General features: G+C 71.3%; 12 protein-coding genes. 1 reads left to right on the top strand and 11 read right to left on the bottom strand.

Going from position 1 to position 11,871, the window contains the following annotated elements; genetic code table 11:
- Window positions 1–28: 28 nt before the first annotated feature.
- Window positions 29–2,554 carry an ATP-dependent Clp protease ATP-binding subunit gene (locus tag ABZ896_RS03210; RefSeq protein WP_360921020.1) on the bottom strand — a complete coding sequence of 842 codons (2,526 nt, stop codon included), beginning with the start codon at window positions 2,552–2,554 and terminating at the stop codon, window positions 29–31.
- A gap of 432 nt (window positions 2,555–2,986) precedes the next feature.
- Here ABZ896_RS03210 and ABZ896_RS03205 point away from each other — a divergent pair, with 432 nt between their 5' ends.
- The gene (locus tag ABZ896_RS03205) at window positions 2,987–3,592 is read left to right on the top strand and encodes an SCO3374 family protein (RefSeq protein ID WP_360921018.1); all 606 of its coding nucleotides are present in this window, start codon (window positions 2,987–2,989) and stop codon (window positions 3,590–3,592) included.
- Window positions 3,593–3,621: 29 nt separating this feature from the next.
- On the opposite strand, the gene ABZ896_RS03200 is transcribed toward ABZ896_RS03205, so the two are convergent.
- The 10 genes from ABZ896_RS03200 to ABZ896_RS03155 form a co-directional block, all read right to left on the bottom strand.
- Window positions 3,622–3,957, bottom strand: a complete 336-nt coding sequence (locus ABZ896_RS03200; RefSeq protein ID WP_210577987.1) for an Lsr2 family protein — start codon at window positions 3,955–3,957, stop codon at window positions 3,622–3,624.
- 164 nt (window positions 3,958–4,121) lie between these two features.
- Entirely contained in the window at window positions 4,122–4,670 is a 549-nt protein-coding gene (locus tag ABZ896_RS03195; RefSeq protein ID WP_360921014.1) for an amino-acid N-acetyltransferase, read from the bottom strand.
- 9 nt (window positions 4,671–4,679) lie between these two features.
- A complete protein-coding gene (locus tag ABZ896_RS03190; protein WP_360921011.1) occupies window positions 4,680–5,084 on the bottom strand; it encodes a BlaI/MecI/CopY family transcriptional regulator in 405 nt (134 codons plus the stop codon).
- A 50-nt stretch (window positions 5,085–5,134) separates the two neighbouring features.
- Complete coding sequence (locus tag ABZ896_RS03185) at window positions 5,135–5,320, bottom strand: hypothetical protein (RefSeq protein ID WP_360921009.1); 186 nt, start codon at window positions 5,318–5,320, stop codon at window positions 5,135–5,137.
- Between the two features lie 92 nt (window positions 5,321–5,412).
- Window positions 5,413–6,078, bottom strand: a complete 666-nt coding sequence (locus ABZ896_RS03180; RefSeq protein ID WP_360921095.1) for a hypothetical protein — start codon at window positions 6,076–6,078, stop codon at window positions 5,413–5,415.
- 130 nt (window positions 6,079–6,208) lie between these two features.
- Window positions 6,209–7,006 carry a type III pantothenate kinase gene (locus tag ABZ896_RS03175; protein ID WP_359030816.1) on the bottom strand — a complete coding sequence of 266 codons (798 nt, stop codon included), beginning with the start codon at window positions 7,004–7,006 and terminating at the stop codon, window positions 6,209–6,211.
- A 5-nt stretch (window positions 7,007–7,011) separates the two neighbouring features.
- Window positions 7,012–7,998 (bottom strand): carboxylating nicotinate-nucleotide diphosphorylase, encoded by a 987-nt coding sequence (gene nadC / locus ABZ896_RS03170; RefSeq protein WP_360921006.1) that lies wholly within the window; start codon window positions 7,996–7,998, stop codon window positions 7,012–7,014.
- 5 nt (window positions 7,999–8,003) lie between these two features.
- Entirely contained in the window at window positions 8,004–9,719 is a 1,716-nt protein-coding gene (locus tag ABZ896_RS03165; protein ID WP_360921003.1) for an L-aspartate oxidase, read from the bottom strand.
- Entirely contained in the window at window positions 9,716–10,744 is a 1,029-nt protein-coding gene (panC, locus tag ABZ896_RS03160; RefSeq protein ID WP_360921000.1) for a pantoate--beta-alanine ligase, read from the bottom strand. Before panC ends, ABZ896_RS03165 begins: the two co-directional genes overlap by 4 nt.
- Window positions 10,741–11,706, bottom strand: a complete 966-nt coding sequence (locus ABZ896_RS03155) for a DUF2520 domain-containing protein (RefSeq protein WP_360920997.1) — start codon at window positions 11,704–11,706, stop codon at window positions 10,741–10,743. Before ABZ896_RS03155 ends, panC begins: the two co-directional genes overlap by 4 nt.
- Window positions 11,707–11,871 lie beyond the last annotated feature (165 nt).

Here is an 11,871-nt window from a genome sequence, read left to right as displayed (position 1 = left end):
CCCCTTCACTCGACGCACCCCCGAAGGGCTACGCCTCCTTGCTCAGGTTCGGCCCGGCACCGCCGGCCGCCTGCTCGATCGGCGGGACGTCGGGCAGCGCCGACTTCTCCTCGCCGCGGAAGGTGAAGGTCTGGGTCTCGCCCTCGCCCTCCGTGTCGACGACCACGATGTGACCGGGACGCAGCTCGCCGAAGAGGATCTTCTCCGACAGCGTGTCCTCGACCTCGCGCTGGATCGTGCGACGCAGCGGCCGCGCGCCCAGGACGGGGTCGTACCCCTTCTTGGACAGCAGCTCCTTCGCGGACTGGGAGAGCTCGATGCCCATGTCCCGGTCCTTGAGGCGCTCGTCGACCTTGCCGATCATCAGGTCGACGATCGCGAGGATGTCGTCCTGGGTCAGCTGCGGGAAGACGACCACGTCGTCGACGCGGTTGAGGAACTCGGGCCGGAAGTGCTGCTTCAGCTCGTCCGAGACCTTGTTCTTCATGCGCTCGTAGTTGGTCTTCTTGTCGCCCGAGGCCGCGAAGCCCAGGTTGAAGCCCTTGGAGATGTCCCGAGTGCCGAGGTTGGTCGTCATGATGATGACCGTGTTCTTGAAGTCCACGACCCGGCCCTGGGAGTCGGTCAGTCGACCGTCCTCCAGGATCTGCAGCAGCGAGTTGAAGATGTCCGGGTGCGCCTTTTCGACCTCGTCGAAGAGGACCACCGAGAACGGCTTGCGCCGCACCTTCTCCGTCAGCTGGCCGCCCTCTTCGTAGCCCACGTAACCGGGGGGCGAACCGAAGAGCCGCGAGACCGTGTGCTTCTCGCTGAACTCCGACATGTCGAGGGAGATCAGCGCGTCCTCGTCACCGAAGAGGAACTCGGCGAGCGCCTTGGAGAGTTCGGTCTTACCGACACCGGACGGGCCGGCGAAGATGAACGAACCACCGGGACGCTTCGGGTCCTTGAGGCCCGCACGCGTACGACGGATCGCCTTCGACAGCGCCTTGACGGCGTCGATCTGGCCGATGACCCGCTTGTGGAGCTCGTCCTCCATGCGCAGCAGACGCGAGGACTCCTCCTCGGTCAGCTTGAAGACCGGGATGCCGGTGGCGGTCGCGAGGACCTCGGCGATCAGCTCGCCGTCGACCTCGGCGACGACGTCCATGTCGCCGGCCTTCCACTCCTTCTCGCGCTTGGCCTTCGCCGCCAGCAGCTGCTTCTCCTTGTCGCGGAGAGAGGCCGCCTTCTCGAAGTCCTGGGAGTCGATCGCCGACTCCTTGTCGCGACGGACGCCCGCGATCTTCTCGTCGAACTCGCGGAGGTCCGGCGGCGCGGTCATCCGGCGGATGCGCATCCGGGAACCGGCCTCGTCGATCAGGTCGATCGCCTTGTCCGGCAGGAAGCGGTCCGAGATGTACCGGTCGGCCAGGGTCGCGGCCTGCACGAGGGCCTCGTCCGTGATCGAGACACGGTGGTGGGCCTCGTAGCGGTCGCGCAGACCCTTGAGGATCTCGATGGTGTGCGGGAGCGAGGGCTCGGCGACCTGGATGGGCTGGAAGCGGCGCTCGAGGGCCGCGTCCTTCTCCAGGTGCTTGCGGTACTCGTCCAGCGTGGTGGCACCGATGGTCTGCAGCTCACCGCGGGCCAGCATCGGCTTCAGGATGGAAGCCGCGTCGATGGCGCCTTCGGCGGCACCCGCACCGACGAGCGTGTGCAGCTCGTCGATGAACAGGATGATGTCGCCGCGGGTGCGGATCTCCTTGAGGACCTTCTTCAGGCGCTCCTCGAAGTCACCGCGGTAGCGGGAGCCGGCGACCAGCGCGCCGAGGTCCAGGGTGTAGAGGTGCTTGTCCTTGAGGGTCTCGGGCACCTCGCCCTTGACGATGGCCTGGGCGAGACCCTCGACGACGGCGGTCTTGCCGACGCCGGGCTCACCGATCAGGACCGGGTTGTTCTTGGTACGGCGGGACAGCACCTGCATGACCCGCTCGATCTCCTTCTCGCGCCCGATGACCGGGTCGAGCTTGGACTCACGAGCGGCCTGGGTGAGGTTCCGGCCGAACTGGTCGAGGACCAGGGACGTCGAGGGGGTGCCCTCGGCAGGCCCGCCGGCGGTGGCGGTCTCCTTGCCCTGGTAGCCGGAGAGCAGCTGGATGACCTGCTGCCGCACCCGGTTGAGATCTGCGCCCAGCTTGACGAGGACCTGGGCGGCGACGCCCTCGCCCTCGCGGATCAGGCCGAGCAGGATGTGCTCCGTGCCGATGTAGTTGTGACCCAGCTGAAGGGCCTCGCGGAGCGACAGCTCCAGGACCTTCTTGGCACGGGGGGTGAAGGGGATGTGCCCGGACGGGGCCTGCTGGCCCTGGCCGATGATCTCCTCCACCTGCTGGCGGACCGCCTCGAGCGAAATCCCGAGGCTCTCAAGGGCCTTGGCGGCGACACCCTCACCCTCGTGGATCAGGCCCAGGAGGATGTGCTCGGTGCCGATGTAGTTGTGGTTGAGCATCCGGGCTTCTTCCTGAGCCAGGACGACAACCCGCCGCGCGCGGTCGGTGAACCTCTCGAACATCGTTAATCGCTCCTCAGAGCGGTCAGGCAGTGGGGGGAACTTCCCCTCCCTGTCCTTCCGCAGCTTAGTCCCGCAAGCGGGGACCGCTCATTCCAACTGCCGACACCGTCGATGGCCTCCTGACCCCGCTAACGCCGACATCTGCTCCAACCTGATGGTGCGAGACGATGTTCCCGCAGGCCAGGCACTTACCCCACTCGCCAGTACGCCGATGGCGAACGTGAGACGGCCTGTCCTGCGTGTCGCCCCCTCCCACTAGGGATGTCTTACCCGCAGCCACTGACACTCCATGCCGTACGCCCCCCGTCCCTCCGCTATGGGCGAACAACCTCGCGCCGTCCGGCACCCCCGCACGCCCCCTTTTCGGACACACTGCGCACACACGAGCGCACCCAGCGTAACTCGCGGGCCTTCGGGACGGTTGCACTTGGCATGGTCGGCAGCCACCCCCCGCTCGCCACGGACCTCACCACGGTCCCCTCCCCCCGTCGCCCCCTCGATCCGGGCGGCCCCGGTGACCCGGTCCGCCGCTGGTACGAGAACGATCTGGGGTGGCCGACCGTGCCCGCGAGCGCGCCGGGTTCTGCGTTACGGCTGCGCACGGGCCTGCGCTTCGACGTCCTGGACATGCCGCTGGAGGCGGGACGGGCGGCCCTGCGCCATCTCGCCGACGGCTCCCCGGTCGCCGTCCGGGGCGACCGTATGCACGTCCTGGTGGCGGCGGGCAGCGCGGAGGAGCTGCCGGGCCTGCTGGAGTGGCTGGAGTGGGGCACGCTGCCGCTGGATCTGAGGGCCAGGGGCGCGGGCGGCTGCATCGGGGCGCCGCTGTTCGTGAAGGCCGGAGACAGGGACCGTGCGGGCGCCCTGCAGGGGGCCGCCGTCTGGCTGCGGCCCCCCGAGCCTGGGTGCGAGGTCGAGGCCTCGCTGCCGACGATGTCGGCGCTGGGGGGCGGTGGGGGCGCCCCCGATCTCGTGCGCGTCGTGGACACGGCGGCCACGCACTGCCACCGGCTGCGGCTGCGGAGTTCGCGGCCGTAGGTCCACCGGAGTCCGGTAAGACCTTTCGATCAGGCGTTGGCCTTCTCGTAAGCCTCACGAATGGTCGCCGGAACACGGCCGCGGTCATTGACCTCGTAACCGTTCTCCTTCGCCCAGGCGCGAATCTGCGCGGTGTCCTGGCTGCCGCCGGAAGCCGCCCGCGCCTTTCCACGCCCGCCAGAAGCACGGCCTCCGGTACGGCGGCCGCCCTTCACGTAGGGCTCGAGAAGGCCACGGAGCTTGTCCGCATTGGCAGTCGTGAGATCGATCTCGTACGTCTTGCCGTCCAACGCGAACGTGACGGTCTCGTCCGCCTCGCCACCGTCGAGGTCGTCGACAAGAAGGACCTGAACCTTCTGTGCCACCGGATTTCCTTTCATCGTTATATGCAGTACTGCACTACGTCGGAAAGCAAACCGCTTTTCCGGGAAAAACACAAACCCCCCGGGGAGACTGACAGGAGCCCCCCGTCCGGAAACATGCGCGTTTCGGACATAGGGAACCTGGGCATCTTGCCGGGCCTTCTCGATCACAGATGCAGAAGCATCCGGCTGTTGCCCAAGGTGTTCGGTTTCACCCGTTCGAGACCGAGGAACTCCGCCACGCCTTCGTCATAGGAACGCAGTAGCTCAGCGTAGACATCGGTGTCAACGGGTGTCTCACCGATCTCGACGAAGCCGTGCTTGCCGAAGAAGTCCACTTCGAAGGTGAGACAGAAAACGCGACGAACACCGAGCCAGCGGGCCGTCTGCAACAACTTCTCCAGCAACTGATGCCCGACACCGGCACCCTTCAGGCCCGGCTTGACCGCGAGAGTGCGCACTTCCGCGAGGTCTTCCCACATCACGTGCAGGGCGCCGAAGCCGACCAGCTCGGCGTTGTCGTCGCGCTCGGCGACCCAGAACTCCTGGATGTCCTCGTAAAGCGTCACCGTCGCTTTGTCGAGCAGGATGCGGTCGCGGACGTAGGTGTCAAGGAGCCGGCGGATGCCGACGACATCGCTGGTGCGGGCCCGTCGGACCGTGATGGCTTTTGCGGTGACTTCGGGGTTCTCGGCGGAGGGACTCTCTGCGGACATGAGCGGACGCTATCGCCCGCCGTCCCGCGGCGCGGAGTCGGGGTTCTCGGGGGACGGCACCTGGACGATGCGTACGGCGTCGCGCAGGGCCTCTCGCTGTTCCCCGCTCATCATGCCGAAGAAGGCGACGAGTGCGGCGGCGGGGTTGTCGCTCTGGGACCAGGCGTCGTTCATCAGAGCGGCGGCGTAGGCGGCGCGTGTGGAGACCGCCTCATATCGATAGGCCCGGCCTTCCGCCTCACGGCGGACCCAGCCCTTCTGATGGAGATTGTCCAAAACGGTCATCACCGTGGTGTAGGCGATGGAGCGTTCCTGCTGAAGGTCTTCCAGGACTTCCCGAACGGTGACGGGGCGGTTCCAACTCCACACCCGCGTCATGACCGCGTCTTCGAGTTCTCCCAATGGGCGAGGCACAACTCAGCACAGTAGTGGGAGAAGGAACAAAAAGGGCGTATGCCGGGCCCTCAGGCGTCGGCGGCGCCGGTTCCGGAGGACTGCTTGGCGGCCTCCGCGCGCGCGAGGGCGGCGTCGACGGCCGCGTCCTCCTTGGCCTTGTTCGCCCCGCCCTGGGTCTTCACGATCACCCGGATCAGTCCGATGAAGAACACGGCCATGACGACCGGGGGCACGAGCGCGGAGACATAGTCCATGGCCCCAGGGTAGCCACGGCCGGACGGACATCCGGGACGGGGTCGGACAACGCGTCCCCGTGACCGCGCCCGCCCGGCGGCGTCCGGTGGGTTCAGCCCGCGGCCAGGTGCTGCGGCGGGTTCGGCGGCGGTGGTGTCGGCTTGCGGCGGGGAAAGACCTCGCCGGGTGTGGGAATGGGCCGTTTCGGCGCGGGGGGCGCGGGGGCGGGTTTCTCGGCGGGCTTCACCGGCGGCCTGGCGGGCTTCTTCACCGGTTCCTTCGCCTCCTGCCCGGCGGGAACCCGCTCACCTTCCCAGGCACCCCCGGAAAGGCCCCCGGGCAGCGCCAGAAGCCGCGTACGCGACGCGGGGACCGCCGGGACGGCCGGAGGCCTCCGATCACTCCCGGCGCCCGCCAGACGCGCCGTTACGTCCCGCTCGGCCAGCATCTGGCACCGCAGGAGCAGCGCCGCCGCGGTCGGGTTGCCGCGCAGCGCCCGCAGCGCGGCGAGATCGTCGGGCTCGGGCCGGTACCCGGCCCCCAGCGCCTCCTCCAGGAGCGTGAAGTACCCGGCGGCGGTGCCGGGCAGCGCGGCGCGGTACCGGCCGAGGTCGGCCACCAGGAAGGCGCGCAGCCGGGCCCCTTCGCGCACCGCCTCGTCCAGGCTCCCGGCGAGACGATGGCAGTCCTTGATGTCCTCGGCCGAGGCGGGTTCGGGGTTCAGGGCAAGGGCGAGAGCGCGGCGGAGCACACGCAGCTCCTCCGCACCGAACGCCATGCCGCCGCGGGATCCGTATGGCGTGGGCATGCGGCGACAGTACGCGCTAATCAGACAAACTCGTCATACCGGACGGGTGTGGCGCGACGGAGCCACCCGGTTGGTCCGGGCCCCGCCGCCGCGCCCCGCCTCACATGCGCGACACGTTGCGCTCGTAGACCAGCCGGAGCCCCACCAGCGTCAGCCAGGGCTCGTGCTCGTCGATCACCGAGGACTCGCCCAGCACCATCGGCGCCAGGCCGCCGGTCGCGATCACCGTCACGTCGTCCGGGTCGTCGGCCAGCTCGCGCGCCATCCGGCCCACGACCCCGTCGACCTGGCCCGCGAAGCCGTAGACGATGCCCGACTGCATGGCCTCGACCGTGTTCTTGCCGATCACGCTGCGCGGCCGGGCCACCTCGATCTTGCGCAGCTGGGCGCCCTTGACGCCGAGCGCCTCGACCGAGATCTCGATACCGGGGGCGATGACGCCGCCGACGTACTCCCCGCGCGCGGAGACCGCGTCGAAGGTGGTCGCCGTGCCGAAGTCGACGACGATCGCGGGACCGCCGAAGAGCTCGACGGCCGCCACCGCGTTGATGATCCGGTCGGCGCCGACCTCCTTGGGGTTGTCGGTGAGGATCGGCACGCCCGTCTTGACGCCCGGCTCGACGAGCACGGCGGGTACGTCGCCGTAGTAGCGCCGGGTCACCTCGCGCAGTTCGTGCAGGACCGAGGGGACGGTCGCGCAGATGGCGATGCCGTCGATGCCGTCGCCGAGCTCGTCCCCGAGGAGCGGGTGCATGCCCATGAGCCCCTGAAGCAGCACCGCCAGCTCGTCCGCCGTGCGGCGGGCGTCCGTGGAGATCCGCCAGTGCTCGACGATGTCCTCGCCGTCGAACAGGCCGAGGACGGTGTGCGTGTTGCCGACGTCGATCGTGAGGAGCATCGCGGCTACTCCGCCGCGCGCAGGTCGAGGCCGATGTCGAGGATCGGCGCGGAGTGGGTGAGGGCGCCGACGGCGAGGTAGTCGACGCCGGTGTCGGCGTACACGCGCGCGTTGTCGAGCGTCAGCCGTCCCGAGGCCTCAAGGGCGGCCCGGCCGTGCACGAGCGCGACGGCCTCCTCGCACTCGCCCGGCGTGAAGTTGTCCAGCAGGATCAGGTCGGCGCCCGCGTCCACGACCTCGCGCAGCTGGTGCAGGGTGTCGACCTCGACCTCGATCGGCACGTCCGGGAAGGCCTCCCGGACGGCCTTGAAGGCCTGGGCGACGCCACCGGCTGCGACCACGTGGTTGTCCTTGACCAGGGCCGCGTCGGAGAGCGACATGCGGTGGTTGACGCCGCCTCCGCAGCGCACCGCGAACTTCTCCAGGGACCTGAGGCCCGGGGTGGTCTTGCGCGTGTCCCGCACGCGGGCCTTGGTGCCCTCCAGGGCGTCCGCCCACGCGCGCGTGGCGGTCGCGATGCCGGACAGCCGGCACAGGAGGTTCAGCGCGCTGCGCTCGGCGGTGAGCAGGTCACGCGTGCGCGTGGTGACCGACAGGAGCTTCTGCCCGGCCTCCACCCGGTCGCCGTCCTCGACGTGCCGCTCGACCTCGAACTCGTCCTCGCAGACCACCGAGACGACCGCCTCGGCGACCCTGAGGCCGGCCACGACGCCCGCCTCGCGCGCGACGAAGTCGGCGGTGGCGACGGCGTCCTCGGGGATGGTCGCGACGGTCGTCACGTCCACGCCGCGGTCCAGGTCCTCCTGGATGGCGACGTTGGCGATGTCCTCGACCTCGACGGGGTCGAGCCCGGCGTCGGCCAGAAGCTGGGCGAGCGCGGGGTCGAGCCCGCACTCCAGGTATTCCTCGTCGGGACCGCCGGAAGGGGCGCCGCAGGCACAGCCGTCGCCGCAGCCTCCGTTCGACACGAGGGGAAGGTCGTCGGTGCTCACTGCTGTCACTGCTCCTGAAGGGGCTGCCGGGTCGGGGGGAAGTCTGCGGTATCGGTGGTGCGTACGGCGAGGGTCCGGTCGGGATTCAGCCGTACGACGATGTGGCGCCGCCAGTCCGTGTCGTCGCGGTCGGCGCGGTCCTCGCGCCAGTGGCAGCCGCGCGTCTCCTCGCGCAGTTCCGCCGCGGCGACCAGGACCCGGGCCACGCACAGGAGGTTGGTGGCCTCCCAGGTGTCGACGCCGGGCTCGGCGGTCTTGCCGTTCTCGTCGAGCGCGTCGCGGGCGTCGGCGTGCAGCCTCTGGAGGGCCTCCGCCGCGGTGCCGAGGGACTCCGCGGAGCGCAGGACGCCCGCGCCCTGGGTCATGGTCCGCTGGATCGCGAACCGGGCCTCGGGGGCGAGCAGCGGGTGGGCGGGCTTGTCGGGGTGCTCGACCGGCGCGGGCACGCGCGCGTGGAGGCCGTCCTCGGCGCGGCTCGCCGCGATGTCGGCGACGATCCGCTCGGCGTAGACCAGGCCCTCCAGGAGGGAGTTGGAGGCGAGCCGGTTCGCGCCGTGCACGCCGGTGCAGGCGACCTCGCCGCAGGCGTACAGGCCCGGGACGGTGGTGCGGCCCCGGGAGTCGGTGCGCACGCCGCCGGAGGCGTAGTGGGCGGCCGGGGCGATCGGGATGGGCTCGGTGACCGGGTCGATGCCGTGGGCCCGGCAGGCGGCCAGGATCGTCGGGAAGCGGTGCTCCCACATGTCGGCGCCGAAGTGCCGGGCGTCGAGGTACATGTGCTCGGCGTCCCGCTCCTGCATGCGGCGCATGATGCCCTTGGCGACGATGTCCCGGGGCGCGAGTTCGGCCAGTTCGTGCTGCCCGACCATGAAGCGCACGCCGTCGGCGTCGACCAGGTGGGCGCCCTCGCCGCGCACGGCCTCGGAGACGAGCGGCTGCTGGCCCTCCGCGTCCGCGCCGAGGAAGAGCACGGTCGGGTGGAACTGCACGAACTCCAGGTCGGAGACCTCGGCGCCGGCGCGCAGGGCGAGCGCCACGCCGTCGCCAGTGGAGACGGACGGGTTGGTGGTCGCGGAGAACACCTGGCCCATGCCGCCGGTCGCGAGGACCACCGCGGGGGCGTGCACGGCGCCCACACCGTCGTGCTGGCCCTCGCCCATGACGTGCAGGGTCACGCCGGCCGTACGGCCCTCGGCGTCCGTCAGGAGGTCCAGCACGAGCGCGTTCTCGATCGTGCGCACACCCCGCGCGCGTGCCGCCTCGACGAGCGCCCGGGAGATCTCCGCACCGGTGGCGTCGCCGCCCGCGTGGGCGATCCGGCGGCGGTGGTGGCCGCCCTCGCGGGTCAGCTCCAGGTCGCCCTGCTCGGACTCGTCGAAGTGGGCGCCGGTCGCGATCAGCCGCCGTACGGCGTCCGGGCCCTCGGTGACGAGGATCCGGACGGCCTCCTCGTCGCACAGGCCCGCGCCCGCCACCAGGGTGTCGTCCAGGTGCTGTTCGGGGGTGTCGCCCTCGCCGAGGGCCGCGGCGATGCCGCCCTGCGCCCAGCGGGTGGAGCCGTCGTCGAGACGGGCCTTGGTGACGACGACGGTCCGCAGGCCCTCGGCCTCACAGCGCAGGGCCGCGGTCAGCCCGGCGACACCGGAGCCGACGACCACCACGTCCGCGGCGATGGCCCAGCCCGGGGCGGGTGCGTGCAGTCGTATGCCTGTGCTGGTCACGAGGCGGCTCCGAAGGTCAGCGGGATGTTGTCGATCAGCCGGGTCGTCCCCACCCGGGCGGCGACGGCGAGGACGGCCTCGCCGGTGAAGTCGTCGTCGATCTCGGTGAAGTCCGCGGGGTCGACGAGCGCGAGGTAGTCCAGGGCGAGGGGTGGCGTGAGGCGCGCGGCGTCGTCCAGGACCAGGCGGGCGGCCGCGCGGACGGCCGAGGGGGCGCCGTAGGAGGCGCGACGCGTCTCCTCTCCGTCACCGGGCTGCGGGAGGGCTTTGGCGACGGCGTGCGCGTCGGCGGCCGCGCGGGACTCGCCGAGCGCGCTGAGCGCTTCGGCACGCGCGTGCGTGGCGGGCACCTCGCGGGCCCGTGCGCGCAGCGCCTCCTGTGCCGCGTGCCGGTCGCGCCCGGCGAACAGGGCCTGGGAGAGCGCGAGGGCCGTGCGCCTTTCGGAGGGCGAGAGGTACCGGTTGCGGCTGGAGAGGGCGAGGCCGTCCTCCTCGCGCACGGTGGGCACGCCGACGATGTCCACGCCGAAGTTCAGGTCCCGCGCCATCCGGCGGATCAGGGCGAGCTGCTGGGCGTCCTTCTGGCCGTACAGGGCGAGGTCGGGGCGGGTGAGGTGGAGCAGCTTGGCGACGACGGTGAGCATGCCGTCGAAGTGCCCGGGGCGCGAGGCACCCTCCAGGCGCTCGCCCATGGGGCCGGCGGAGATGCGGACCTGGGGTTCGCCGCCCGGGTAGACCTCGTCCACGGAGGGGGCGAACACTACGTCCGCGCCGGAGCGTCCGGCGAGCTCGACGTCGGCGTCCAGGGTGCGCGGATAGCGGTCGAGGTCCTCGGCGGCGCCGAACTGGAGGGGGTTCACGAAGACGGTGACGACGACCTCGCCGTCGGGGCCCGCGAGGTCGCGCGCGGTGCGCACTAGGGTGGCGTGGCCCTCGTGGAGGGCGCCCATGGTCATCACGACCGCACGGCGGCCCACGCGCGCGCGTGCGTGCAGGTCGGCGGCGGTGCGCAGCAGCTCGGTCATCGGGCACCCCCTTCGGAGCCTCGGCCGCCGTCGGTGCCGTTCGTCCCGTCGGTGCCGTTCGTCCCGCCCGCGAGTACCCCGAGCAGGTCCTCGGCCAGCTCGGGCTTCAGCAGGCCGTGGGCGAGCGCGCGGTCGGCGGTCGCGCGGGCCATCGCGAGGTAGCCGGAGACGGTCTGCGGGGCGTGCTTGCGCAGCTCCGAGACGTGCGCGGCGACGGTGCCCGCGTCCCCGCGCGCGACCGGGCCGGTCAGGGCCGCGTCGCCGGAGCGCAGGGCATTGTCGAGGGCGGCGCCGAGCAGCGGGCCGAGCATCCGGTCGGGGGCCTCGACGCCGGCCGAGCGCAGCAGCTCCATGGACTGGGCGACCAGGGTGACCAGGTGGTTGGCGCCCAGGGCGAGGGCCGCGTGGTACAGCGGCCGCATCTCCTCGGCGATCCACTCGGGCTCGCCGCCCATCTCGATGACGAGGGCCTGGGCGGCCAGCCGCAGCTCTTCGGGCGCGGTGATGCCGAAGGAGCAGCCCGCGAGGCGCTGGACGTCCACGGGGGTGCCGGTGAAGGTCATCGCGGGGTGCAGGGCCAGTGGGAGCGCCCCGGCGCGCAGGGCGGGGTCCAGGACCTTCGCGCCGTACCGCCCGGAGGTGTGCACGAGCAGCTGCCCCGGCCTGACGGCGCCGGTCTCGGCGAGGCCCTCGACAAGGCCGGGCAGGGTGTCGTCGGGGACGGTCAGCAGCACCAGTTCGGCGCGCGCCAGCACGTCGGCGGGGCTGACCAGCGGCACGTCCGGCAGCAGCTGCGCGGCCCGGCGCCGGGAGGCGTCGGAGACTCCGGAGACGGCCACCGGGCGGTGTCCGGCGAGCTGGAGGGACGCGGCGAGCGCGGGACCCACGCGGCCGGCGCCGACGACGCCGACGGTGAGCCGCGCGGGGCGGTCCTTGGTGTCCTGCTGTGGGGTTGTACTCACGCGACGGCGGCCTTCCCGTTCCAGTCCGCTCCGGGTACCGGACGATTTCTCGTCATGTTAACGCGATCGGTTCGGGAGGCGTCCGGTTGTCCACAGGCTGTGGGTTTCCGCACGCGGCCGTGCCCGGAAATGGGGGTGCCCGCGCGCGGGGGCCGGGCGATGATC

Source organism: Streptomyces sp. NPDC047072 (assembly GCF_040643855.1).
Classification (GTDB): Bacteria; Actinomycetota; Actinomycetes; order Streptomycetales; family Streptomycetaceae; genus Streptomyces.
The sequence above is the reverse complement of the archived record's forward strand: the minus strand, read 5'-3'. Positions and strand labels throughout refer to the sequence as shown.